The organism is Butyricicoccus porcorum, from assembly GCF_002157465.1.
Taxonomy (GTDB): domain Bacteria; phylum Bacillota; class Clostridia; order Oscillospirales; family Butyricicoccaceae; genus Butyricicoccus_A; species Butyricicoccus_A porcorum.
The window spans coordinates 89286-115761 of sequence record NZ_NHOC01000007.1; the positions used below are offsets into that span (position 1 = coordinate 89286).

Consider the following 26476-nt stretch of genomic DNA (forward strand, 5'->3'; position numbering starts at 1 on the left):
AAGCGCAGAAAGGGATTTGATATGACGAAGTTCACCAATGATGAGATGAATCTGATGTGCATCTACAGCGCCGGCAGCAGCCGTGCCGGTCTGATGCAGAAACTCACGGAAATGAAGAAGTACCTGGAACGCGATGAGGTGCAGCTTCTGGAACTGACCGAGGGGGCGCTTGCAAAACTGGGAACAATGACCGATGAGGAGTTCGGGCAGCTGGAGCTCTACCCCGATTTCGATATCTGATTCTATTCCGAAAAAAGGTGCAAACGCACCCAATTTCGGAATACAGTTTGATTTTTATTTCAGATTTTTGCGGGAAACCGCAAAAATCTTTCGTAGACCGGTTGTAAAATGACTTCGCGCGAGGTATAATACTATTGCAGATAATTGCAGTAAACCGCAAAAATCTGCAATAGGAGGTGCGCTGCATGGAAATTAAAAGAGACCGTTACCTGAATCTGCTGATCAGCAAGAAGCATAACGGATTGATTAAAGTGATAACCGGCATGAGGAGATGCGGAAAGTCTTATCTTCTGTTCAATCTCTTCAAGGATTACCTGCTTTCGGAAGGAGTAGAGAAAAGCCACATCATTGAGATTGCATTTGATGCTTATGAAAACAAGCAGTACCGTGATCCCGATGTGCTCTATCCTTACCTGAAGGAGCAGATCAAAGACGACGGCATGTATTATGTGCTGCTTGACGAGGTGCAGCTGCTTGGGGAATTTGAGGCAATCCTGAACAGCCTGACCCGAATGAAAAACGTGGATGTGTATGTGACCGGAAGTAATGCCCGCTTCCTCTCCAAAGATGTGATCACCGAGTTCAGAGGACGCGGCGATGAAGTGCATATGTATCCACTCAGCTTTGCGGAATTCATGTCGGTTTATCCTGGTACGAAGCAGGATGGCTGGAATGAGTATATGCTGTACGGCGGTCTGCCGCTGGTACTGAGCTTTACTACTCCGGATCAGAAAATCGCGTTTCTGAAATCTCTCTTTGAGGAAACCTATATTTCGGATATTGTCGGAAGGCACAACATCCGCAACAAGGCGGAGCTGGAAGAGCTTCTGAACATTCTATCCTCCGCAATCGGTTCGCTGACAAACCCTGAAAAACTGGCTGCAACCTTCCGGTCGGTCAAAAACAAGAAAATCAGCAGCAGTACAATCAAGAAGTATATTGATTATCTCTGCGATTCCTTCCTGATCGACAGCGCCGTCCGGTATGATGTGAAAGGCAAAAAATACATTGATACCCCGATGAAATACTACTTCACCGATATGGGGCTGAGAAATGCCCGTCTGAATTTCAGACAGCTGGAAGAAACGCACAGTATGGAAAACATCATCTTCAATGAGCTGAAAATCCGCGGCTTCAATGTGGATGTGGGCGTTATCATGCAGTATGATACCAACGAAAAGGGAAACAGCATCCGCAAGCAGTTGGAGATTGACTTCGTCTGCAATAAAGGCTCCAAACGCTATTATATCCAGTCGGCTTACGCGATTCCGGATCAGGCAAAGATGGAGCAGGAACAGCGTTCTCTGATGCTGACCGGAGATTTCTTCAAGCGGATTATCATCACCAAGGATACTCCAGCGCCGCATTACAATGAGAATGGTGTCCTGATTATGAGCGTCTATGATTTCCTGCTGAACGAAAACAGTCTGGATATCTAAAGCAATGGGAAAGAGCAATAAGGTCTGCACGAACTGCGGACGAAGGATGAAACAGCAGTTCATCGGCTTGCAGCATTGTAAATGCGGGATGAGCTGGAAAAAAGATATTGGCTTTTTTGAACGGACGTCGGATATGGTGTTCGGACTCCGGCATAATGCGCCGGGTAAAAAGCCAAGCCGGATGATCGAGATCAGACGGGAAAACTGAATACAATTCAAAGTGTTGTGGTCAAGCTTTTTTGTAACACTTTGACCTGATTTTTACTGCATAGGTTTTACGCCCCGTAGCGTGCCTCGAAAGGCGTTTTGTAATTATTATAAGAATGCGGTCGTTCATGGTTATAATGGACATACGCAAATTCTTCGATGGATGTATAGGTACTCCGTAGAATTTTGTGTAAGCGATATTCGACAAATGTCAAGAATGGTGCAGTTTTCTGCGCATGTGCTGGCCTGAATTCCCTTGGCTACCGTTCTCCCGTGCAGGCTCTGCAATATGCGCGCCCGCAGGGCGTGAATGCTGCCAGAGCCTGCCGGGAAGCCTACAGCCTGGGAATCAGGTAACGCTGCGGTCGGCGAACATGATCTCCAACTGGCTCAGAATCAGATCCCAGTTCTGGCACCGGGGATGCCAGTGCTTCACAATCCGCTGTGAGGCCAGATAAAGCATCCGGCGCAAGGAATCGTCGTTGGTGAACGACGGCTTGTTCTTCGTCATTTGCCGGAACTGGCGGTTCAGCCCCTCAATAATGTTCGTCGTGTATATGATCTTCCGAATCTCCATGGGATATTCGAAGAAGGTGCTGAGCACGTCCCAATTCTCTTCCCAACTCTTGACGCAGGAAGGATATTGGCTGCACCATTTTTCTGCAAAGTTTTTCAGTTGTTGTATGGCCTCGTCTTCTGTCACTGCCGTGTAGATTTTCTTCAGATCGGCAACGACTTGACGGATGTCTTTGTAGCTAACATATTTGGTAGAACTGCGAATCTGGTGCACGATGCAGCGCTGCAGCCTTGCCTTGGGATAGACCGCCTCAATCGCCTGGGGCATTCCACAGAGACCATCGGTGCAGAACAGATAAACATCCAAAACTCCTCTGCTTTTCAGGTCATTCAACACATTTAGCCAAAATTTGCTGCTCTCGTGCTCTCCAATCCAGACACCTAAGATATCCTTCTGACCGTCCATCGTGATACCCAGCACTACATAGGCAGCCTTGGTCACATATCGGTGATCCTCCTTGACCTTGTAGTGGATAGCATCCATAAAGATAAATGGGTAGACCGGTTCCAGCGGGCGATTTTGCCAGGCTGTAACTTCTGGCATAATTTTCTCACTGATCTTTGTGACCAACTCAGGAGAAATGTCCACGTCATACAGGCTCTTGATCTGCTCTGCAATATCCCGCTGGCTCATCCCGCAGGCGTATAGGGCCAGAATCTTGTCCTCCATCCCCTCCGCATTCCGACTATACTTGCCAATAATCTTTGGCTCAAAGCTGCCGTTGCGGTCACGCGGGACCCTGATGTCAATCTCGCCTAACTGGGTTTTTACTTTCTTCCGGGAATAGCCGTTGCGGTAATTCCTGGGTTGATCTCCTGCTGTAGGGGCAGAACGCTGGCATCTTTCATGACCGAGTTCCTCCTCCATCTCCACTTCCATCACCTGCTGAATGACGTCTCGGAACATCTCTTTCATAGCTTGCATGATGTCGGCTGTGCTGGTAAAGTGTTGGCTTTTCACGTATTCCCGTAATAAATCCTGTGGTACTCTCTGCATGATTATTGTCTCCTTTTCCGTTTAGGTGGTTGCTTCCATTCTTGACGGATTGGAGTTCAATCATACTGCCGAAGCTTGTCGTTTACACGAAATTTTCAGGGGTCTCGATGTATATAATTCTTTCTCAGAATGATAGTAATGATGATTTATCAATTCATTCTTGAGAGTGTTGTAATATCGCTCCATAGGGGCATTATCGTATGGATATCCAGCCTTGCTCATACTTTGCGTTATACCAACTGATTCGCAGTATTCTGTGAATTCCTTTGAGGTATACTGGCTTCCCTGATCCGAGTGAAGAATCAGGCAGCTGGGATCTAAGCCCGGCTGGGAATCAATTGCTTTCTGCAGGGTCCTTTTTGCAAGCTCTGCGGTTATGTGTTTGTCGGTAATGCTGGCAATAACGCTTCTGTCATATAGATCAATAATCGTGCAATTATAACGTTTGCTGCCATTCGTTAAAAATAAACAGGTAAAATCAGTGCACCATTTCTGGTTAATGGATTCTGCCTTAAAATCCTGATGGAGCTTATTCTCAAACACTTTATGAGGTGCACCGTATTCATAGTCCGGCTTGCGTTTCCTTACAATTGAGAATAACTGAAGCTCTGTATTCATGTATTTATGGGCAGTTATGCGACTGATGTTATATCCTCTGCGAAGGAGATAAGCATGCATGGTTCTGTAACCATCTGTGCCGTTGTGAGAGTGGTATATATTCACAATTTCACGCTTGATTTTGTCCTTATGCTTATGATAATCACATTTTCTGTTTTTCAGAAAATTATAATAAGCATTTGGTAAGATATTCAGTCTTTTCAACAACCAACGGACACCATATTTGTGCCCATACTGCTGAATAAATCGATAAGCCGCTAATCGATTTCCTTCGCAAAGAACGCCGCCGCTTTTTTTAGGAAGTCATTTTCCTTCTGAAGTTCTGCCAACTGCTTTTTCAATTGCAGATTCTCCTTCATGTAATCATAATCAGCTTTGGCTTCTTCATTTGTTTGGCATTCTTTGCGGAACTGCTTGATCCAGATAGATATACTTGCCTTGGATACACCATATTCGGCAGCAAGCCCTTTGAGGGTCCTTCCCTCCTCAAGATGAAGACGAACTATCTTCTTCTTGAATTCTGGTTCATAGTGTTTACTCATTTGTGACATACCTCGTTTCCTCCTAAGATTATATCCTATTAGGTCGAGGTGTTACAACTATATTATATCACAACAGTAATGGCAATTCTGTCGAGCTTGTATACGATATTTTTGACAGAGTCGTTGAAGAGAAGTATAATGGAACAACAAAGTATAAATATGTTTACAATGGCGAAGGTGACCTGGCGAAGAAAATTGAAGTCAATGGTGACCAAATAGTCAACATCACTGGTTATGAATATGATGGATTGGATCGTCTGATTCACAGCTGGGAAGAGCGCGTCGAAGGTAACAAGATTACCGAAGTGCAGCGCAGTGAGCATACTTTTGAACAAAAATCTTGTCATATAGAGGTAGGAGATTCTATAAATCAGAAATTCATTGAGATTTCTACTCGGCAAGCTTCATTTAATAGTATGAGTACGGATGAAAAACTTGCCGAGATTGCAAACTTAATAGAAAATATGCTAAAACGGGACGGGAAATTTGTAACGCCCGATTATTCAAAAGTGTGCTGTGGATTTATCACTGATTCTGTGGTAAAAGACTACAGAAAGAAGATGCAATGCTTTCGGCATTGTTCGGATGAAGCGATAGGAGAAAGAAAAACCTATTCTGAAGAACAAAAGAATTTCTTTGTTGATTACGGGCTCACTATTGTTAAAGCTATTCATTCACTGTTGCAAAAACGGTAGTAAACAGGCCCGATTTTTACTACCATTTTACTACTACAGCTTGCCGTAACTTGCTCCATTTTGCCCTGTTTCGGGAAATCTGTGACAGAGCAGATGCTACTACACCCAGAAAACAGTCAGGATAAATCGGAGCAAATCGGGGCAGGACAGTGCATTTTAGGAGGAATTACATTTTGATAAAAGTATTATTTGTTTGCCACGGCAATATCTGCCGCAGTCCAATAGCTGAATTTGTGATGAAAGATATGGTACAGACCGCCGGGTTATCTGGCGAGTATTCTATTGAATCTGCTGCGACGAGCTCGGAGGAACTGGGCAATCCGGTGTATCCGCCCGCACGGCGTATCCTTGCCGCACATGGCATCGATTGTTCCGGCAAGACGGCACGTCGCATACGCCGAAACGATTATAATGACTTTGATCTGCTAATTGGCATGGATCGAGCGAATCTGCGCAATATGCACCGCCTGTTTGTCGAAGATCCTGAAGATAAAATTCATGCGCTGATGGAATATACTGACCGACCGGGAGATGTGGCTGATCCATGGTATACACGAGATTTTGAAGCGACCTGGCGCGATGTGCAGGAGGGTTGTGCCGGTTTGCTGAAGTGGCTTGAGACAGGAAAGTAACTCTACGCTGCGTTTGTTGCACTGACTGCCTCTGTCCTGTATGATAGATATGAGGTGAGAAAAATGGATATCAAGAATACCGGCAGATTAATTGCGGCGCTGCGAAAAGAACAGCATATGACGCAGAAGGAACTGGCGGAGCTGTTGTATCTGAGTGACCGCACGATTTCCAAATGGGAGCGCGGGGCGGGTACGCCGCTTGAGCCTCTGGAAGCGAAGCCGGAGGATGATACCCATGCCATTTCCGTGGAAACGATCGACGGCGAATACTATGTCAGTGTACAGCATGTCATGACAAAGGAACACCATATTGCTTTTATGGCGTATCTGACAGGTGATAAGCTGTATCTCAATCGTCTGTATCCGGAAGGAGATGCGGCGTCCCGATTTCCGAGAATTGGAATGGGAACACTGTATGTGTACTGTACAGATGACGGACTGTATCGAAAATACATCCGGCGGGAAAGAAAAGCATGAAAAAATCCCTCAGACCGCTGGTCTGAGGGATTGCTGTTTATAAGAGAAGTTTACTTTGCAGCGATGACATCCGACATGTCATACATACCCGGCTGAGTATGTGCGCCAAGAAAAGCCGCTGCATCGACTGCGCCAACAGCAAAGACTTCACGGGACAGGGCAACATGGCGAATTTCAATCAATTCGTCACGGCCTGCAAACAGAACCTCATGTTCGCCGACAATTGTGCCGCCGCGGACAGTATGAATACCGATTTCATGTTCCGGGCGCTTCATGCGGCGCTCATGGCGGTCATACACATACTCGGCATCGTACGGCAGTGCTTCGTTGACTGCATCGGCCAGCATCAGCGCCGTGCCGGACGGAGCGTCCAGTTTCTGATTGTGATGCTTTTCCGTGATTTCCACATCGTAGCCGTCGCCGAGGACAGAAGCTGCCTTGCGCAGCAGATCCATCATCAGATTGATGCCAATGGACATGTTGCCGGAACGAAAGACAGGAATTTCCGCAGAAGCGGCGCGCATTTCTGCAAGCTGCTCCTTGCTGTGGCCGGTGGTGCAGATGACAACCGGTGTCTTAGTCTTCTTGCAATAATCCAACAGCATTTCGAGTGAATTTGCATTCGAGAAGTCGATAATAACGTCACATGCACCGGTAAACTCATGCGGATCAGCGTAAACCGGGTAATCCGACAGTTTTTCGGTGTAGGCATCAAAGCCTGCAACAATTTTCATGTTTTCTTTTTTGGAGACAATGTCAGTGATGACCTTGCCCATGCGGCCATTGCAGCCGCAGAGTCCAATTTTCAACATCTGTTTGTGCTCCTTATTCTGCCAGCTTGAGGCCCGCTTCGGTCATGGCAGCTTTGAGCTGTGCCACATGCGCATCTGTCATGTCACAGAGCGGCATGCGCAGTTCGCCGACATCCCAGCCGAGGAAACGCATTGCCATCTTGACCGGAATCGGGTTGACCTCGAGGAACAGCGCATTGATGAGATCAAGGTATTTGATCTGCATTTCCCGTGCTTCGGCATACTGACCGTCGAGACATTTCTGTGCAATGCCATGTGCGATATCCGGTGCGACGTTAGCGAGGACGGAGATAACACCCTTGCCGCCCATTGCCATCAGCGGTACAATCATGTCGTCGTTGCCCGACCAGAAGTTCAGCTCATCGCCGCAGAGACGCATGGCTTCTGCCAGCAGGGAGAAGTCACCGGAGGCTTCCTTTGCACCGTTGATATTCGGATGCTTAGAGAGCTCAAAATAGGTTTCGGGTTTGATGGTCATGCCGGTGCGGCTCGGTACGTTGTAGACAACGATCGGGGTTGTCGTTGCATCAGCCAGCGTATAAAAATGCTTAATCAGACCCTGCTGGGTGGTCTTGTTGTAATACGGGGTGACAGTCAGCAGGCCGTCAGCGCCCGCCTGGGATGCGAATTTACCCAGTTCAACGGCATATCTCGTGTCATTGGAGCCGGTACCTGCGATAACCGGAACACGGCCGTTGACATAGTCGATACAGAACTGGATGGTATCCTTGTGCTCTTTGTCAGTCAGGGTGGAACCCTCGCCGGTCGTACCGCAGATCGTGATGGAATCAATGCCGCGGTTGATCTGGTCGTCGATGATGCGTTTAAATTCCGGATAGTTGACGCCGGTAGCGGTCATCGGTGTAATAATAGCGACGTTAGCGCCGGTAAAGATAGGCTGTTTCATGAAGTTTTCCCTCCGATCAAATTGGTGTCTATCTGCTCTCCAGCGGAACCGTTCCCGGTTTCAGAGAAACGGGAACGGGTTCTGTTGTTGGAACAATCAATCCATGTAGCCCTCGGCACACAGCAGCTCTGCCATTTCAACAGCGCCGCCTGCAGCACCGCGCAGGGTGTTGTGTGACAGGCTGACAAAACGGTAATCAAAAATGACATCGTCGCGCAGTCTGCCAATGGAAACGGCCATACCGCCCTCGAGATTGCGGTCCAGACGTGCCTGCGGGCGGTCATCCTCTTCAAAATAGTGCAGGAACTGCTTCGGTGCGCTCGGCAGATTCAGCTCCTGTGCACGGCCGCTGTAGTTTGCCCATGCTTCCAGAATCTGCTCCTTGGTCGGCTTGTTCTTGAACTTGACGAAGGCAGCGGCGGTGTGACCGTCGCTGACCGGGACACGCAGACACTGCGCAGAAATCACCGGTTCAGAAGCTGCAACAATTTCATTGCCCTCGATGTGGCCCCAGACCTTCATCGGCTCCTTCTCGGATTTCTCTTCTTCGCCGCCGATGTACGGAATGACGTTGTCAACCATCTCCGGCCAGGTCTCGAAGGTTTTTCCGGCGCCGGAAATTGCCTGATAGGTGCAGACAGCGACCTTCTCAATGCCGAAATCCTTGAGTGCGGTCAGAGCCGGAACATAGGACTGGATGGAGCAGTTGGACTTAACGGCAATAAAGCCGCGCTTGGTTCCCAGACGCTCGCGCTGTGCCGGGATGATCTTTGCATGGTCTGCGTTAACTTCCGGGATAATCATCGGAACATCCGGGGTAAAGCGGTGTGCGCTGTTGTTGGAGATAACCGGGCATTCCAGCTTTGCATACTTCTCTTCGAGGGCGCGGATGACGTCCTTCTTCATATTGACAGCGCAGAAGGTGAAGTCGACCTTAGAAGCGAACTCCTCCGCATCTGCCTCTGCGTCGTACAGAACCATGTCCTTGACGTTCTCCGGCATCGGGGTGGTCATCTTCCAGCGACCCTCGACCGCTTCCGCATAGGTCTTGCCCTTGTTGCGGCCACTGGCTGCGATTGCAGCGACAGTAAACCACGGATGGTCTGCGAGCAGGGTGACAAAACGCTGACCTACCATACCGGTGGCGCCAATGATGCCGACTCTGTAATTCTTCATGTTGGGTATCCTCCTGAAAAGCAAATGTTTTGTCATTATTATAGTCCGCAGCACGCAGTTTGCGCCGGCTTTTTGAGCAAGAAAAAGCCGGTCGGAAAAAGCCGGCCGGAGATGCGGAACAAAGTGCCTGCACGAAGCCGCACAGGGAACAAGTAGCGATAGCGCATCACGGGAGCAAACCGGTGACAGCCGGGCAGATGTTCTCGTACCCGTCCAGACAGACGTCAGCGAACGAAACGCCCTCTTCGGCGGCAGACCCTTTTGTGTCCGGTCATCGGAGCATTCGCCTCCTGTTCGGACAGTACTGATGAAAACCGCGCCTCAATCGTACTATGAAATTATGCTTTCCTTATTTTATCATGGTACAAAAAACTTTGTCAAGCCGATTCCATGGGGAAATCGCACAAAACGACGGCTTTTCCCGCACTTGATTTCGTATGTGCTTTGCGATATGATAGAAGCCGTATCATTCCGGGCAGAATTTTTACTGCTGCAAGGGGATAAGGAGGCAGGCGCGCTGTACTCGCGCCAACAATGTGAACGATGAAAACAAGTGATTTTTATTATGACCTGCCGGAACGTCTGATTGCACAGACACCGCTCGACCACCGGGACGAGTCGCGTCTGCTTGCGCTCTGTAAGGACACCGGCGAGATTCAGCACAGGCATTTTTATGACCTGCCGGACTTCCTGCGTCCGGGTGACACGCTGGTGCTCAACAATTCCCGCGTGATTCCGGCGCGCCTGCTCGGTGTGCGTGAAGATACCGGATATCCGATTGAGCTGGTGCTGCTGACGGATAAGGGCGACGGTGTATGGGAATGCCTGACGCGCCCAGGCAAAAAATGCCGCGAGGGCGCAAAGCTGAGCTTTGGCGACGGCAAACTGACTGCCACAGTCGAGGAAATCCTGCCGGACGGTGGCAACCGCCTGATCCGTTTCCATTACGAGGGAATTTTCCTGGAAATTCTGGAGGAGCTTGGCATGATGCCGCTGCCGCCATATATCAAGGAAAAGCTGGATGACCCGGAGCGTTATCAGACAGTTTACAGCAAGACGCCGGGCTCTGCAGCTGCACCGACGGCAGGTCTGCATTTTACACCGGAGCTGCTGGAGAAAATCAGGGCAATGGGTGTCAACATCGCCTGTGTGACACTGCATGTCGGTCTGGGCACGTTCCGTCCGGTCAAGGTGGACGATGTGCAGGATCATGTCATGCATTCTGAGTTTTATATGATGGACGAAGAAAACGCGGCAATCATCAACAACACCCGCAAAAACGGCGGACGCGTTTTTGCAGTCGGTACGACGGCAACGCGCACGCTGGAAACCATTGCGGCAGAGGATGGTTCGGTGCGCGCCTGCTCCGGCTGGACGAATATCTTTATCTATCCGGGCTACCGCTTCAAGGCGATCGACTGCCTTGTGACCAATTTCCATCTGCCGGAGAGCACGCTGATGATGCTGATTTCCGCTTTTGCAGGGCGTGATATGATTATGAATGCCTATCAAATCGCTGTCGAACAGGAATACCGCTTTTTCAGCTTTGGCGACAGCATGCTGATCTACACCGAAAACGCACACAGGGAGGACACGAATGTTTAAGGTACTGCGTACAGAGGGCAATGCCCGCCGCGGCGAATTTACCTGTGCCCATGGCACGGTGCAGACGCCGGTTTTTCAGAATGTCGGTACACAGGGCGCGATTAAGGGTGCTGTTTCCGCACAGGACTTGAAGGAACTGGGCTGCCAGATTGAGCTTTCCAACACCTATCATCTGCATGTGCGTCCGGGTGACCAGATTGTGCGCGCGATGGGCGGTTTGCATAAGTTTATGAACTGGGACGGCCCGATTCTGACCGACAGCGGTGGATTTCAGGTGTTTTCACTGTCGTCCCTGCGCCGCATCAAGGAAGAGGGCGTATATTTTTCTTCGCATGTAGACGGCCGGAAGATTTTCATGGGTCCGGAGGAGAGCATGCAGATCCAGTCCAATCTCGGCTCTGATATCGCGATGGCATTTGACGAGTGCTGTGAGAACCCATCGCCGTATGAATATGTCAAAAAATCCTGTGAGCGCACGACGCGCTGGCTGTATCGCTGCAAAGCGGAACTGGATCGCCTGAATAGTCTGCCGACTACGGTCAATCCGCAGCAGATGCTGTTTGGCATCAACCAGGGCGGCACGTATGATGACCTGCGCATCCAGCATATGAAGGACATCGCGCAGCTCGACTTGCCGGGCTATGCCATCGGCGGCCTTGCCGTGGGCGAGTCCACCGAGACCATGTACCACATTCTTGATGTCGTGCTGCCGCACGCACCGGCGGACAAGCCGCGCTATCTGATGGGTGTCGGCACACCGTCCAATATCATCGAAGCCGTCTGGCGCGGTGTAGACTTTTTTGACTGCGTCATGCCGACGCGAAATGCGCGCCATGGTCACCTGTTTACCTGGGACGGCATCCGAAATCTGAACAATGCAAAATATCAACTGGATGACAAGCCGATTGATGAGCGCTGCAACTGTCCGGTCTGCCGCACCTACAGCAGGGCATATATCCGCCATTTGCTCAAGTCGGGCGAAATGCTCGGCCAGCGCCTGACGGTCATGCACAATCTGTGGTTCTACAACAACCTGATGGCGGAAATCCGCAAGGCGCTTGATGAGGGCCGCTTTGCCGAATTCCGCGCGCAGTGGAGCGACCGGCTGAGCCAGCGCATCTGATGAAACAACACCGCGTGCAGTGGAGAGCCGGTATGCTTTCCCTGCACGCTTTTTGCGGCATCATGCGCCGCACAGACACCTCTGAGGGGAGGCAACGTATGCAAGTAGTAGAAACCTTTGGAAAACTGATAGAAAACTGGAGCGATACCAGCCCGGCGCGTGCACAGTGGCTGCTCAAAACCGGCTGGGAGGCGCAGAATCTGAAAAATCAATGGAAGCCGGACAGACGGCTGCTTCCGGCAGACCGATATATGGCGAAAATGATGATGGATGCCATGCTGAAGCCGCTGCAAAAGCCGGAGCAGTCTGTCATTGTCAGCGTGTTTACACCGTGTGAGCTGATGCAGGAGGTCGGCTTGAACCCGTATAATGTCGAGAGCTTTTCCTGCTTCCTGGCGGCGTCGAAGGCGGAGCGTGCGATGCTCCAGCAGGCGGAGAACAGCGGGCTGTCCGAAACGCTGTGCAGCTATCACAAGACATTTCTCGGCGCGGCGGAAAAGGGATTGCTGCCCCGGCCAAAGTGCATTGTTTACACCAACCTCACTTGTGACGCGAATCTTGTGACGTTCCGCAGGCTGGCGGAACTGTTTGATGTGCCGTCATTCGCCATAGATGTGCCGATGCAGCAGAACGGCGAAAACGTTGCCTATGTTGCGGACCAGCTGCGCGGGCTGGCCGCATTTCTGGAACAGCAGACAGGCAAAACGATCAAAGAAGATCGGCTCATCCGTCGTCTGGAGACCAGCCGCCGTACATTGCGGCAGCATGAGACCTTCCAGATGCTGCGTGCGGACAAATATATCCCGGAGGATCTGGTCTCCCCACTGTATGCGGGTATGGCGAACAATATTTTGCTCGGCACATCGGAACAGGAGAAATATACGAAGCTGCTGCTTCGTGATGTGAAGAAAGCGCCTCCGGCAAAGGGAAAACGCATTTACTGGATGCACACGATTCCGTATTGGTCGGATGCGGTGCGTGATGCGCTGCGGTTCAATCCCGATGCGCAGATTGTCGGCTGTGAGCTTTCCCAGACATGGACCAAAGATTTTGACCCGGACAAGCCGTATGAAGCAATGGCATCCCGCATGGTCTATCATGCGCTCAACGGCTGTGTTTCGCGCCGCATCGATCATGGCATCAAATGCGCCAGACAGGCGGGCGCGGATGGCGCAGTCTGGTTCTGCCACTGGGGCTGCAAACATACGCTCGGCGGCGCACAGCTGGCGAAAAAGAAATTTGAGGAAAACGGTATCCCGCTGCTGATTCTGGATGGCGACGGCTGTGACCGCAGCCACGGCGGAGAGGGACAGACTGCAACCCGCCTCGGTGCGTTCCTTGAAATGCTGGGAGGGGTAGAGCATGAATAAAACCTATTATGTCTGCAAATATACACCGGTTGAGCTGCTCACGGCGTTTGGCGCGCAGTGTGAAAACCTCAATCAGATGCCGCAGGGCTTTGAGCTGGCAGATCAGATTGCGCACCCGAATCTCTGCGGCTTTGGCAAGGCGCTGATCGAGGCAGTCATGGCGGGCGAGGTAAAAGAACTGGTACTCGTCAACTGCTGTGATACCATCCGCAGTGTGTATGATATTCTGGAGGACAGCGGCAAGCTGGATTTCCTGTATCTGGTCGATATTCTGCACAGCGATGGCACGTGCAGCCGTGCGCGCACAGCGGTGCAGCTCAAAGGACTGGCGCGCGCCTATGGTGCATACAAGGGAACGGCGTTTAACGAAGAGAAATTCCGCGCCGCGTTTGTGCGGCCGCATCAACTGCATGAACCATATCTGACGGTGCTCGGCGCGCGCATGGGGCGCGAGCTGTTCAGCATGGTGCAGGAGGCGATGCCACTGCCTGTACAGAACAACAGCTGTGTGCACAACCGTTCGGTCGGTGAGGAACAGCCGCCGGAGGGACTGGATTTTGATGCGCTGATGGAATGGTATGCGGGCGAGCTGCTGCATCAGCTGCCGTGCATGCGCATGCTGGACAACACCGGGCGCAAACAGCTGTATCATGACCCGAACCTGCGCGGTATCATCTATCATACGGTCAAATTCTGTGATTTTTACAGCTTTGAATATGCAGAGCTCAAGCAGCATGCTGCCGTGCCGCTGCTGAAAATTGAATCGGATTACACGGTGCAGAGCAGCGGGCAGCTGCTGACGCGGCTGGAGGCGTTTGCGGAGAGCATCGATCCGGCACAGTGTGAAGGAAAGGAGATCAGCATGGGGAAAGGATATTTTGCGGGCATTGACAGCGGCTCGACGAGTACGGACGTTGTCATTTTAAATAGAGATAGAGAGATTGTCACAGATATCATCCTGCCGACCGGTGCAGGCGCTGCCATCGGCGCGGAGCGCGCACTCGAAGAGGCACTGAAGCATGCAGGGCTGGAGCGCAATGACATCGATGCGCTCGTTACGACCGGTTATGGCCGCACGGCGATTGAGCAGGGCGATAAGAGCATTACAGAAATTACCTGCCATGCGCGCGGTGCACATTATCTCGACCCGGAGGTGCGCACGGTCATCGATATCGGCGGGCAGGACAGCAAGGTCATCCGCTTGAATGAGGACGGTTCGGTTGCAAATTTTGTCATGAACGACAAGTGCGCGGCGGGCACCGGGCGCTTTCTGGAAATGATGGCGCGCACGATGGAGATGAGCCTGGACGAGATGAGCGTTACCGGACTGGAGTACGGTGAGGATATCACGATTTCGAGCATGTGTACGGTGTTTGCGGAATCCGAGGTTGTCTCGCTGATTGCACAGAACAAGGCGACAGATGACATTGTCCACGGATTGAATAAAGCGGTTGCGGCAAAGACCGCATCACTGGCGAAACGCGTCGGCGGTGCGGAAAAATATATGATGACCGGCGGCGTATCCAAAAACAAGGGACTGGTCAAAACGCTGGAGGAACGACTGGGTACAGAACTGGTCATCAGCGATAAGGCACAGCTGTGCGGCGCGCTCGGCGCGGCACTGTTTGCAGCCGATATGGTAAAATAAATTGTAAAAAAGTGACAGCTGCCGGGGCATAACAGCCCCGGCAGTTTGTATATTCAGCGCATCCTAAGTGGATTTTATCGCCTTGGTCTGATATAATGAACGCAGAGAGACAACCGAATTGTTGAGATGGAAGGGAGAACAGGATATGGGATTGATTAAGGCAGCGTTTGGCTCCGCAGGCGGCGTTCTGGCCGACCAGTGGAAGGAATATTTTTATTGTGATGCACTGGAAGCCGATGTCATCGCGGCAAAGGGACAGAAGCGCACTTCGAAACGCTCCTCCAATAAACGCGGCAATGAAAACATCATTACGAGCGGCTCAGTGATTGCGGTTGCCGACGGACAGTGCATGATGATCGTCGAGCAAGGCAAGGTTGTCGATATCTGCGCCGAACCGGGCGAATATACCTATGATGCGGCGACTGAGCCGTCGGTTTTCTGCGGCGATCTGAGCAAAAACATACCGGCGGTGCTGAAAAATATCGGTAAGCGGTTCACCTTTGGCGGTGAAGCGCCGATGGATCAGCGCATTTACTATTTCAACACCAAAGAGCTGATCGGCAACAAGTACGGCACGCCGTCCCCGGTGCCGTTCCGCGTGGTGGATACCAATGTTGGCCTTGATGTCGACATTTCCATCCGTTGCTTTGGCGAATACAGCTATCGTGTGACCAATCCGGTGCTGTTTTATACAAATGTCTGCGGCAATGTGGACGGTGTTTATGAACGCAGCGAACTGGACGGACAGTTGAAATCCGAGCTGTTGACGGCATTGCAGCCTGCGTTTGCGCGTATCAGTGAACTGGGTGTGCGCTATTCCGCGCTGCCCGGACATACAGCGGAAATTGCGGCGGCGCTCAACGAGATTCTCTCGGCAAAGTGGAAGGATCTGCGCGGCATTGAGATTGTATCCTTCGGTGTATCCAGCGTCAAGGCGTCGGATGAGGATGAGCAGATGATTAAGGAGCTGCAACGCAATGCAGCGTTCCGCAATCCGACAATGGCAGCGGCACACATGGTCGGCGCACAGGCGGCAGCGATGCAGAGCGCGGCGGCGAACGAGGGTGCAGGCCCCGCCATGGCGTTTATGGGCATGAACATGGCACAGGGCGCAGGCGGAGCCAATGCACAGCAGCTGTTCCAAATGGGGCAGCAGGCACAGCCTGCTCCTGCTCAGCCTGCGGCAGCATCGGCGGCGTCGGGAGCCGGTTGGACGTGTACCTGTGGACATACGGGCAATACTGGCAAATTCTGTACGGAATGCGGTGCGAAAAAGCCGGATGCGGACGGTTGGGTCTGCCCGTCCTGCGGTACAGTGAACAAGGGGAAATTCTGCTCTGAGTGCGGAACGAAGAAACCGGCGGGTGTTCCGCAGTATCGGTGCGACAAGTGCGGCTGGGAACCGGAGGATCCGGCACACCCGCCAAAATTCTGTCCGGAGTGCGGCGACCCGTTCGATGATGGCGATATCAGATAAACGACATATTTTCGGGAGAGGGGTATACCGATGCCGACACAGGTAAAAAATTATCAGTGCCCTGCCTGCACCGGGCCGCTGCATTTTGACGCGGCGACCGGAAAGCTGGCGTGTGATTACTGCGGCTCATCCTATGAGATCGCGGAAATCGAGGCAATGTATGCACAACAGGAACAAAAAACAGAACAGGCAGAACAGGCCACACAGACCGGGCAGAAGGAGGAAGCGAAAACAGATGCGTGGGATACCTTCGGTATGGCAGGCGAATGGCACGCGGACAGTATGCGCGCCTATACCTGCCCGTCCTGCGGCGCGGAGCTGATTTGTGATGCGAACACAGCGGCGACGAGCTGCCCATACTGCGGCAATCCGACTGTTGTGCCCGGGCGGCTCGAGGGTATGCTCAAGCCGGACTACATCATTCCGTTTAAGGTGGATAAAAAAGCCGCAGTGGAAGCGCTGAAAAAGCATTACAAAGGCAAGCGCCTGCTGCCCAAGGCATTCACCAGTGAGAACCATATTGAGGAAATCAAGGGCATTTATGTCCCGTTCTGGCTGTTTGACGGCACGGCAGATGCGGATGTGCGCTTTCATGCGACCCGATCCTTTATGCATTCGGACGGGGAATATGAGATTACGACCACCCAGCATTTCGAGGTGCACCGCGCGGGTACCATCCCGTTTCAGCGCATTCCGGTTGATGCATCCAGCAAGATGCCGGATGCGCATATGGATTCCATCGAGCCGTTTGAGTATGCGGATTTGGAGCCGTTTTCCATGGGGTATCTGCCCGGTTATTTGGCCGATAAATATGATGTCAGCATAGAGGAATGCGCTGAACGTGTAGAAGATCGCGTACAGCGCAGCGCCGTTGAGGCCATGCAGGCAACGGTACATGGCTATGAAATGTGCGTGCCGGAGCGTGCAGATGTGCAGCTGCATCGGGGAAAGGTAAGCTATGCGCTGCTTCCGGTCTGGATGCTCAGCACACAGTGGAACGGGAAGAATTTTCTGTTTGCCATGAACGGGCAGACCGGAAAGCTGGTTGGCGATCTTCCTGTAAGCTGGGGCAGATTCTGGGCATGGTTCGCAGGCATTGCATTGCCGCTGGCGGCAGTGCTTGCGCTGGTGCTGTTTTTATGAGGAGGGCAGGACAATGAAAAAACGGATAACTGCGTTCCTTTTTGCACTGTGTCTGTTGCTTGCATTCCCAGTGGCAGCTTGCGCAGCGGATGCGGATTTTGTCGTCGATGAAGCTGGTCTTCTGACCGATACAGAAAAGTCGGAGCTCACGCAGCGTGCGTCTGCCATCTCGCAGCAGTATGCATGCGGTGTCTATATCGCCGTGTTGCAGGATTTCACCGACGGCGGTTATACGGATATTCTGGCGTGTGCGAAGGATTATTACAGAAACAACGATCTCGGCGTAGGTGAAGGCAGGGACGGCGAGCTTCTGATGCTGAGCATGGAGGATCGCGATTTTGCACTTATCGCGTATGGGGATTTCGGCAACGCCTCGTTTACCGATTACGGCAAGGAGGTGCTGGAGGATGAATTTCTCGACGATTTTGCCGATGACAACTGGTATGACGGCTTTTCCGACTATCTGGACAAGAGTGAGGAAATGCTGGCGCTGTCGCAGAACGGCACACCGCTGGATGTGGGCAGCGATCCGGATGCGGCGCGCCGGTCGATGGGCACCAATCTCGCCATTGTCATTGTCGTGCCGTGCCTGATTGCGGGCGTTGTCTGCCTGATTTTCCGCATGCAGATGCGGACGGTACATGCCGCGCCGACTGCGCGCGATTACATCGCAGCGGATGCTGTGGCCCTCACACTGCATACAGATATGTACACCCACACGACCGAAACGCGGACGAAGATTCATAAGGATTCGGACAGCGGGGGAACGAGCGTGGGTTCGGACGGTTTTTCCGGCGACAGCGGAAAATTCTGACCAAACGATGTGAAAAAACGGGAAAAGGGAATCCTGCCGGCGGGCGGATTCCCTTTTTGGCGGATGGAAACAACTTTTTTGTGAAAAAATGGTTTCTTCCCGCCACAAAAGCACACATCTGTGTTATACTTGCTTTGAAGAAATTTTTGCTTTTCATCACATTTGTTTTTTTGATGCATAAGGAGGAAACCCATGGGAGGATTTTTTGGCGTTGCTGCGAAGGATGACTGCGTGTTTGACCTGTTTTTCGGAACGGATTATCATTCTCATCTCGGAACGCGTCGCGGCGGTATGGCGGTGTATGGCGAAAACGGCTTTGACCGTTCCATCCATAACATTGAAAATGCACCGTTCCGTACAAAGTTTGACAAGGATGTCCAGGAGATGAAGGGCTATCTGGGCATCGGCTGTATCTCCGACTACGAACCGCAGCCGTTGATTGTGCGCTCGCATCACGGCACCTACGCTATTACAACGGTCAGCAAGATCAACAACACCGATGAAATCGTCAGCACCATTTTTGACAATGGTAATTCGCATTTTCTGGAGATGAGCGGCGGTGACGTCAACCCGACTGAGTTGGTCGCGGCGCTGATTAACCAGAAAGAAAATCTCATCGAGGGCATCCATTATGCGCTGGAGACCATCGACGGCTCGCTGACGCTGATGGTCATGACACCGAAGGGTATTTATGCCGCGAGAGACAAATACGGCAGAACGCCGATCACCATCGGCAAAAAGGACGATGCCTATTGTATCGCCTTTGAAAAGTTCTCCTATCTCAATCTCGGCTATCAGGATTACAAGGAGCTCGGTCCGGGAGAAATTGATGTCGTGACGCCGGAGGGAGTCAAGACACTGATTGCGCCCGGAAAGGATATGAAGATTTGCACGTTCCTCTGGGTCTATTATGGCTATCCGTCCAGCTCGTATGAGGGCGTGAGCGTCGAGCAGATGCGCTACCGCTGCGGACAGAAAATGGCAAAACGCGACCATGTCCGCCCGGATACCGTCGCAGGCGTGCCGGACTCCGGCATTGCGCATGCAGTCGGCTATTCCAACGCGTCAGGCATTCCGTATTCCCGTCCGTTCATCAAGTATACGCCGACCTGGCCGCGCTCGTTCATGCCGACCATTCAGAGCAAACGCAATCTGATTGCAAAGATGAAGCTGATCCCGGTGCACGACCTAATCCGCGGCAAGCGCCTGATGCTGATCGACGATTCCATCGTCCGCGGCACACAGATGCGCGAGACGACGGAATTTCTGTATCAGAGCGGTGCGAGCGAAGTACATATCCGTTCGGCCTGCCCGCCGCTGGTATACGGCTGCAAATATCTCAATTTCTCGCGCTCGTCGTCGGAGATGGATCTGATTACCCGCCGTGTCATCGCACGGCTGGAAGGTACGGAGGATGTTTCTGACGAGGTGCTTCAGCAGTATACCGATCCGGAATCCCCGAAATATGACACCATGGTCGAGGAAATTCGCAAGGAGCTGGACTTCACGTCACTGCGCTATAACCGTCTGGACGATATGCTGGAAGCGGTTGGCATTCCGAAGGAAAATCTCTGCACCTATTGCTGGGACGGCAGGGAATGACAGAAACAGAAAATTGACCCGCGACGGGGCTGCCGGTGTGCAGCCCCGTTTTTGCTGTATTTGATAACCATTTTTGAATGTGATATAATTACCGCGACAGAAACAAAGGGAAAAGGTGGAAGAGGGTACATGAAGCTGGGATTCAGGCAGAAAAGCATACTGAGCATGATTTTTGTATCGATGATTGTGTCCATTGCATTGTCTGCGGTATTATATAACAATTCCGTGGATGTCATCGAGGAAAATTATACCGATTCAGCGACCAACAGCCTGACTGTCTGTGCCGGAATGTTTGACGACATGATGCGGGAGGCGTACTATACGGCAATCAATGCAGCGGCGGATACAGAACTGCAGCAGCTCGTACAGGACTACGACAGCAGCACCGATCCTCAGATTCTGGAACGGCTGGCATCGTACCGCAACGGCAGCATTGATTCGGTTTACTGCTTTCTTCCGTCACAGAGCCTCGCGCTCAAGGTGACGCAGTCAGAACAGCTGGCTCAACCGTGCAGTGAAGAAGATGTCTTGTGGATGTACCGCCTGACCGATGTGCAGGACGACCCGCTTTCGCCACAGTATGTGACAGATGAGACCTCTGTCGTGAAAAAACAGATTTTCACCTATGCAAAGCCTGTGCACAATACAACAGACGGGCAGACGGTGGGATATATCATTGTCAATGTGGACGAGCGCGATGTATATTTCAGCTGTTTGCAGGGGCATGGAAATCCCGGCAGGGGGAGCAGCTATATTATCACGCCGGATGGACGTGTGGCTTCGGGAACAAACCTGAAGCTGCTCGGAACACAGCGGAAGGAACCGCAGGACAATATGCTTGTCACAAGCGTGACAGCGCCACTGAGCCAGTATGAGATGACCATTGTAGCGGACAGGAGTGTTATCACAGGCGACATCACGCGCACAAGAAACCAGATATTCCTGATTGCGCTCCTGCTCAACCTTCTGGCATGCATCCTGATTCTGGTCATTGTCACCAAGATGCTGCGCCCGTTGAAAAATCTGGAGGAAACGATGGATCAGGTCAGCCAGGGCGACCTGACGGCGCGTACAGAAGTACAGTCGGAGGATGAAATCGGACGCCTGTCCAAAGGATTTAATGATATGATCGGACAGGTTGAGGATTTAATTGACCAGCTGGTTACGGAAAAGCTGCTTAAAAAGGAAGCGGAAATCGAGGCGCTCAAATATCAGATTACACCGCATTTCATGTATAATACGCTCAATTCCATCAAATACGCCGCGGTTTTGCAGAATTCCTCCGAGATCGCGGAGCAGCTGGAGGCATTTATCGAGCTGCTGCAGCTCAGCGCGAGCGACCGCGGCGCGTTTATCACCATGGAGCAGGAGATTCACATGGTGCAGAATTATACAAAGCTCCAGCTGTTCCGTTATGCCAACAGCTTTACAGTGGATTTCGATGTCAGTCCGGATATTGCACGCTGCTATGTGCCCAGCCTGCTCATTCAGCCGCTGGTGGAAAATGCAATCCTGCACGGCATCGACCTCAAGAAATCGGGCGGGCGCATTGTTGTCCGCGCGGCAAAGGAAGGGGATATGCTGGCAATCAGCGTCGAGGACAACGGCAGAGGCATGACAGAAGACGATCTGAAGCAGTTGATGAGCGGCGAACGGCGCAGCAAATTCAGCGGCATCGGCGTGCGCAATGTGCGCGAGCGGCTGCAATTATACTATGGAGAAAAGGGAAAGCTCGCATTTTATTCCGGAGCGCAGTACGGCACGGTGGCCGTGATTACCATGCCGGCTTCCTATGATGCGGAGGAGTATACGATTTGAGAAGGCATGCAATTAAAATTGCTGTATTGCTGCTGGCAGCGCTTTTGCTGGCCGGCTGTGGCAGTGAGGAGCAAACGCAGGAAAAGCGCACGATCTGCGTCGTACTCAAAGCGATGGACTCAGTGCACTGGCTGTCTGTGGAGGACGGCTTGAAAAGCGCGGCAAATGATTACGGTGTTTCAGTCAACATCCTGTGGCCGTCGCATGAGGACGATGTGGAGACGCAGAATACCATTTTGCAGGATGTAATCGATTCTGAACCGGATGCCATTGCGGTCTCACCGTGTGATTCGGATGGTGCTGATGTGCTGGGTCTGGCTGCGCGGGAGGACATTCCATGCTTTTATATTGATACGGTGGCGGATCGGTTTGATTTTCCATATATCGGCGCAAACAATCATCAGATCGGCGTGCTGGCGGCAAAAGCACTGGACAGAAAGCTGGGGAGCGGAAAGGTTGCCGTCATCACCGGCAGCCGCAGGCAGAGTACGCATGAGGAGCGTTTGCAGGGCTTTACTGACTACATCGAACAATATACAGATTTAGAGCTTTGTGCGGTCGAAGAGGCAGAGAGCAGCAGCTATGTCGAGGGCACAGCCTGTATGGAACAGCTGATGCGGGAGAACCCGGATATTGAAGGTGTCTTCTGCACCAGCGCAGTGATTGTGCTCGGCGCAATGCAGCAGCTTGAGCGCACCGGCGGTGATGTGCAGCTGGTTGGTGTGGACATGCAGAGCGATGCGATGGCAGGCGTTGAGGATGGAAAAATTCTCGCGCTGGTCGGACAAAACGGCTATGAAATCGGATATCAGACCGTTGCGACCATTGTACATTCGTTGGATGGGGAGGAAATTTCCCACCATACATATGTGGAGACACCGCTGATTACACAGGGAAATGTGGCGGAATATTTAGAAAAATATCTGACGGAGAGAGGTGAGAGTGATGACTAAGATACTGCTTGTGGATGATGATTTCCTTGTCCGCACATTCTTATCGCGCCTGACGGACTGGGAAAAGCACGGCTACACACTGGTCGGTGCAGCGCAGGACGGAGAGGAAGCGCTGCGCATGACGGAGGAATACCGGCCGGATATCATCATCACCGACATCAGCATGCCGGTGATGGACGGCATTGAACTGATCCGCAGGCTCAGACAGCAGGAAAATACCGCGTGTATCGTCGTACTGAGCTGCCATGACGACTTTGACTATGTCAGGGAAGCCATGAAGCTCGGCGCAAATGAATATGTCCTCAAAAATCTGCTGACAGAGGACACGCTGCTCAAGCTGCTCGTCGATTTGAAGAAGAAGATTGTATCGACATCACAGGGCGGGCTTCAGTTCGATGCGCCGGAGGTGGAGCGGGCCTATTACCTGAAGCTGCTGCAGGGCAGCGCGCCGCGGCCGGAGGACGGCTTCCACACAGGGGCTGCACTTGCGGTGCTGATTCTCGATTATGAAACCCGGGTCTCTGCAATGGAGCTGGAGCAGCAGAAACGATTCCATTCCTCATTTGCTCAGATTTGCCGCGAGGTGTGCCGCAACCAGTCGGCCGTCCGCTGTATCCATGTGCAGCAGGGGGAATATGCATTGCTGCTGGATTTTTCCGGCATTTCGAGCGTATATGAACGCCGGGAGAAAATACAGCAATATGCATCGGCGGTTGTGCGGTATGCGGAGCGGTATCTGGCAGTTTCGGTGTGCGTCGGCACGAGCCGGGCAGAGAATTTCAATCCGAAAGCTGACGAATGCTGGCAGGAAGCACAGGAAGCACGGAACGAGCGGTTTTATTCGGCGCAGACCGTCCTGTATGGCTGGCAGATTGAGCCATGTGGAAAAGAAATCCCGTCTGCGGCGCAGCGGTTCAGTGAGGAAGTGCCGAAGTATATGGAAAAGCGGGACGGCGGGCTGCTGCGGCAGCGGTGGGAGGAAGCACTGGCGGCATTCCGCGCGGAACATACCGAGGCGCGGCTGGTACAGGAATGGCTGCGGCAGACAGACCGGAAAGCTGGGATTCCCCAGCGCACTGCGCCGGATATGCTTGACGGCTTCCGCGGCTTGGAACGTGCCTACCTGACCTTCCGCGAGGAAATCCTTCCGCAGCCGGACAACTACAGCAGTGCGGTCAGCCGCACCATCCGCTATCTCCAGCAAAACCATACCGGTGAAGCCACACTGATCGAAGCGGCAGAACAGGTTCACCTCAACCCGGCATATCTGAGCCATATTTTCAGCAAGGAAACCGGCATCACGTTTTCGGAATACCTGCTTTCCTGCCGCCTTGGCACGGCGAAGGAACTGCTGGTGAATACGGATGATAAAATCCGGGAGGTCAGCGTAAAGAGCGGTTTTAATGACTACCGTAATTTCTGCAAGGTGTTCAAAAAAACTGTGGGAGAGACCCCACAGAATTACCGGAAACAGTGCAGGACAAAATAAACCACAGGAAAACAGGCAGGGCAGAAGGCATATGCTTTCTGCCCTGTTTTTTTGCCTAAAAAAATGACACAATTCCAAAAGATGAACACAAAAAAACGGGAGACAAACGTGGCAGACCTAAAATAATGACACATTGAGAAAATGTTTGTACAGTTTTCCGAACAGCTTTTGACCAAAGTGCAAAACCAACAACACAAAATCTAAACAAACTGACATTTTTCTGCCTGTATTTTCGCAGTACAATAGCGCCAGCAAAAGACAATGACAGCTTCTGCAAAATAATTCACGAAAAAGGAGAGATTTTCATGAAGGTTGGTATTATCGGTGCTGGACGTATTGGCAAGGTTCATGCAAAAAACATTTCCATGTTTGTCCCGGAGATGGAGATCAAGACCATCGCGGATCCGTTTGCGAACGATGCAACTCGTGAGTTTGCGGCACAGTGCCACATCCCAAACGTTTCCACCGATCCGGCAGATATCCTGAACGATCCGGAGATTGAAGCAGTTCTGATCTGCTCCTCCACGGATACGCACTCTCATTTCATCATCGAAGCGGCGAAGGCAAAGAAGCATATCTTCTGTGAGAAGCCGATTGATTATGATCTGAACAAGGTTCACGAAGCAATCAATGCGGCAAAGGAAGCCGGCGTCAAGCTCCAGATCGGATTCTGCCGCCGCTTCGACCACAACCACCGTGCCGTATACGATATGGTTCAGAGCGGCAAGGTTGGCAAGGTCAACATCATTAAGGTGTCCTCCCGTGACCCGGAGCCCCCTCCGGTATCCTATGTCAAGGTTTCCGGCGGTATCTTTTATGACATGATGATCCACGACTTCGATATGGTTCGCTTCCTCGCGGGCTCTGAGGTAACGGAAGTCAGCGCATACGGTTCGGTTCTGGTTGATCCGGGCATTGGCGAGGCAGGCGACGTAGATACCGCAGTTGTCACCCTCAAGTTTGAGAACGGCGCAATCGGCATCATCGATAACTCCCGCAAGGCAGTTTATGGTTATGACCAGCGCGTTGAGGTCTTCGGTTCCGAGGGCTGCGCACAGGATGAAAACGATATCCCGTCCACCGCTGTTCTGTCCACTGCGGATGGCACAACCTATGGTACCGCATACAAGGTTATGTGGGATCGTTACACCGGTGCATTTGTCTCTGAGATGAAGGCATTTGCAGATGCTGTAATCAACGACACAGAGACCCCGGTAACCGGCGAAGACGGTCTGTATCCGGTTCTGATGGCTGCTGCGGCAACCAAGTCCCTCAAGGAAGGCCGCCCGGTCAAGATTTCGGAGGTAGAGTAATATGGCATTGAGAAAATGCGCATGCATTGACACCCTGTATACTGAGCTGCCGTGGCTGGAACGCTTCCAGGCGGCAAAAGATGACGGCTTTGAAGCCGTAGAGTTCTGGGACTGGCGCATTCGTGATCTGGATGCGACCCGCGAAGCGGCGGAAAAGGCTGGCATTGCGATTTCCGGTTTCAACGGCGACGCAGATTACTCGCTCGTCGATCCGACGCACAAGGAAAAGTACATTGATTATTTGAAACAGTCGATTGCGGCGGCAAAGAAGGTCGGCGCTTCCAGCGTGACCATTCATTCCAACGCACTGGGCGACGGCGGCATTGTCGTTGACCACTATGACAACCTGTCACACACTGTCAAGCTGTGTTCGATGTACGACATGCTGCTGGAATGTGCCAAAATTGCAGAGGAAGAGGAAATGAACCTCAATCTGGAAGCACTGAACATCACAACCGACCATGTCGGCAATTTCCTCGAAACCACCCAGATGGGTGCAGAAATCTGCCGCCTGATTGGTTCCCCGCGCCTCAAGCTGTTGTACGATGTCTATCACATGCAGATCAACGAAGGCTGTATCTGTGACACCATCAGCAAGTACAGCGATCAGTTTGGCCACATTCATGTGGCAGATGCGCCGGGCCGCCACGAGCCGGGCACGGGCGAGATCAACTATACCAAGGTGATCCGTCATCTGGAGGCCTGCGGTTATACCGGCCGCGTCGGCTATGAGCTGTTCCCGTCCACCGACACAAAGACCGCTGTTAAGGCAATCATGGAGAACTGCTGAGCCGGGCATTTTG

23 protein-coding genes, 1 pseudogene and 1 riboswitch are annotated in these 26476 nt (G+C 52.0%); of the genes and pseudogenes, 19 read left to right on the plus strand and 5 right to left on the minus strand.

Translation table 11 applies throughout. The features are described from left to right. The first annotated feature begins 21 nt into the window (after positions 1-21). From CBW42_RS08990 to CBW42_RS09000, 3 genes are all read left to right on the plus strand, one after another. Complete coding sequence (locus CBW42_RS08990; protein ID WP_087020550.1) at positions 22-240, plus strand: transposon-transfer assisting family protein; 219 nt, start codon at positions 22-24, stop codon at positions 238-240. A 185-nt stretch (positions 241-425) separates the two neighbouring features. After that, on the plus strand, positions 426-1679 hold the full coding sequence (locus CBW42_RS08995; protein ID WP_087020234.1) for an ATP-binding protein: 1254 nt from the start codon (positions 426-428) through the stop codon (positions 1677-1679). Positions 1680-1725: 46 nt separating this feature from the next. Then, the gene (locus CBW42_RS09000) at positions 1726-1887 is read left to right on the plus strand and encodes a hypothetical protein (protein ID WP_242969838.1); all 162 of its coding nucleotides are present in this window, start codon (positions 1726-1728) and stop codon (positions 1885-1887) included. A 348-nt stretch (positions 1888-2235) separates the two neighbouring features. Here CBW42_RS09000 and CBW42_RS09005 read toward each other — a convergent pair whose 3' ends face one another. Both CBW42_RS09005 and CBW42_RS09010 read right to left on the minus strand, forming a co-directional pair. Next, complete coding sequence (locus CBW42_RS09005; protein ID WP_087017483.1) at positions 2236-3459, minus strand: IS256 family transposase; 1224 nt, start codon at positions 3457-3459, stop codon at positions 2236-2238. A gap of 105 nt (positions 3460-3564) precedes the next feature. Beyond that, positions 3565-4628: pseudogene (locus tag CBW42_RS09010) on the minus strand (IS3 family transposase); the annotation flags it as partial. Between the two features lie 239 nt (positions 4629-4867). Between CBW42_RS09010 and CBW42_RS09020 the strand changes: the two are divergent. The 3 genes from CBW42_RS09020 (at position 4868) to CBW42_RS09030 (ending at position 6423) form a co-directional block, all read left to right on the plus strand. Next, positions 4868-5314, plus strand: coding sequence for a hypothetical protein (locus CBW42_RS09020; protein WP_242969839.1), 447 nt, complete (start codon positions 4868-4870; stop codon positions 5312-5314). Positions 5315-5487: 173 nt separating this feature from the next. Continuing rightward, positions 5488-5946, plus strand: coding sequence for a low molecular weight protein-tyrosine-phosphatase (locus tag CBW42_RS09025; RefSeq protein WP_087020247.1), 459 nt, complete (start codon positions 5488-5490; stop codon positions 5944-5946). A gap of 63 nt (positions 5947-6009) precedes the next feature. Then, positions 6010-6423, plus strand: coding sequence for a helix-turn-helix domain-containing protein (locus tag CBW42_RS09030; protein ID WP_087020250.1), 414 nt, complete (start codon positions 6010-6012; stop codon positions 6421-6423). Between the two features lie 50 nt (positions 6424-6473). Here the strand turns inward: CBW42_RS09030 and dapB are convergent, their stop codons facing one another. From dapB to asd, 3 genes are all read right to left on the minus strand, one after another. After that, positions 6474-7235, minus strand: coding sequence for a 4-hydroxy-tetrahydrodipicolinate reductase (gene dapB, locus CBW42_RS09035; protein ID WP_087020252.1), 762 nt, complete (start codon positions 7233-7235; stop codon positions 6474-6476). Between the two features lie 13 nt (positions 7236-7248). Continuing rightward, complete coding sequence (dapA, locus tag CBW42_RS09040) at positions 7249-8142, minus strand: 4-hydroxy-tetrahydrodipicolinate synthase (RefSeq protein ID WP_087020255.1); 894 nt, start codon at positions 8140-8142, stop codon at positions 7249-7251. Between the two features lie 96 nt (positions 8143-8238). Then, positions 8239-9318 (minus strand): aspartate-semialdehyde dehydrogenase, encoded by a 1080-nt coding sequence (gene asd / locus CBW42_RS09045; RefSeq protein ID WP_087020258.1) that lies wholly within the window; start codon positions 9316-9318, stop codon positions 8239-8241. 151 nt (positions 9319-9469) lie between these two features. Next, a riboswitch (Lysine riboswitch) is annotated at positions 9470-9651 on the minus strand. A 210-nt stretch (positions 9652-9861) separates the two neighbouring features. On the opposite strand from asd, the gene queA reads away from it, so the two are divergent. The 13 genes from queA (at position 9862) to CBW42_RS09110 (ending at position 26463) form a co-directional block, all read left to right on the plus strand. After that, complete coding sequence (queA, locus tag CBW42_RS09050; RefSeq protein ID WP_087020261.1) at positions 9862-10923, plus strand: tRNA preQ1(34) S-adenosylmethionine ribosyltransferase-isomerase QueA; 1062 nt, start codon at positions 9862-9864, stop codon at positions 10921-10923. Next, entirely contained in the window at positions 10916-12046 is a 1131-nt protein-coding gene (tgt, locus tag CBW42_RS09055; RefSeq protein WP_087020263.1) for a tRNA guanosine(34) transglycosylase Tgt, read from the plus strand. The genes queA and tgt overlap by 8 nt, the downstream gene beginning before the upstream one ends. A 98-nt stretch (positions 12047-12144) precedes the next feature. Then, positions 12145-13416, plus strand: coding sequence for a 2-hydroxyacyl-CoA dehydratase subunit D (locus CBW42_RS09060; RefSeq protein ID WP_087020266.1), 1272 nt, complete (start codon positions 12145-12147; stop codon positions 13414-13416). Beyond that, entirely contained in the window at positions 13409-15064 is a 1656-nt protein-coding gene (locus CBW42_RS09065) for an acyl-CoA dehydratase activase (RefSeq protein WP_087020269.1), read from the plus strand. Before CBW42_RS09060 ends, CBW42_RS09065 begins: the two co-directional genes overlap by 8 nt. A 145-nt stretch (positions 15065-15209) precedes the next feature. Continuing rightward, positions 15210-16541 carry an SPFH domain-containing protein gene (locus CBW42_RS09070; RefSeq protein WP_087020272.1) on the plus strand — a complete coding sequence of 444 codons (1332 nt, stop codon included), beginning with the start codon at positions 15210-15212 and terminating at the stop codon, positions 16539-16541. A 30-nt stretch (positions 16542-16571) separates the two neighbouring features. Then, on the plus strand, positions 16572-17684 hold the full coding sequence (locus tag CBW42_RS09075) for a Trm112 family protein (protein WP_087020275.1): 1113 nt from the start codon (positions 16572-16574) through the stop codon (positions 17682-17684). Between the two features lie 13 nt (positions 17685-17697). Then, positions 17698-18498 (plus strand): TPM domain-containing protein, encoded by an 801-nt coding sequence (locus tag CBW42_RS09080; protein WP_087020278.1) that lies wholly within the window; start codon positions 17698-17700, stop codon positions 18496-18498. 192 nt (positions 18499-18690) lie between these two features. Further along, a complete protein-coding gene (locus CBW42_RS09085; RefSeq protein ID WP_087020281.1) occupies positions 18691-20100 on the plus strand; it encodes an amidophosphoribosyltransferase in 1410 nt (469 codons plus the stop codon). A gap of 129 nt (positions 20101-20229) precedes the next feature. Then, entirely contained in the window at positions 20230-21918 is a 1689-nt protein-coding gene (locus tag CBW42_RS09090; RefSeq protein ID WP_087020283.1) for a sensor histidine kinase, read from the plus strand. Continuing rightward, entirely contained in the window at positions 21915-22871 is a 957-nt protein-coding gene (locus tag CBW42_RS09095; RefSeq protein ID WP_087020286.1) for a sugar ABC transporter substrate-binding protein, read from the plus strand. Before CBW42_RS09090 ends, CBW42_RS09095 begins: the two co-directional genes overlap by 4 nt. Further along, on the plus strand, positions 22864-24360 hold the full coding sequence (locus tag CBW42_RS09100) for a response regulator transcription factor (protein ID WP_087020289.1): 1497 nt from the start codon (positions 22864-22866) through the stop codon (positions 24358-24360). Before CBW42_RS09095 ends, CBW42_RS09100 begins: the two co-directional genes overlap by 8 nt. A gap of 305 nt (positions 24361-24665) precedes the next feature. Next, positions 24666-25673, plus strand: coding sequence for an inositol 2-dehydrogenase (gene iolG, locus CBW42_RS09105; protein ID WP_087020292.1), 1008 nt, complete (start codon positions 24666-24668; stop codon positions 25671-25673). 1 nt (position 25674) lies between these two features. Next, positions 25675-26463: a TIM barrel protein gene (locus CBW42_RS09110; protein WP_087020295.1), complete on the plus strand. Its 789-nt coding sequence runs from the start codon at positions 25675-25677 to the stop codon at positions 26461-26463. Positions 26464-26476: the final 13 nt, after the last annotated feature.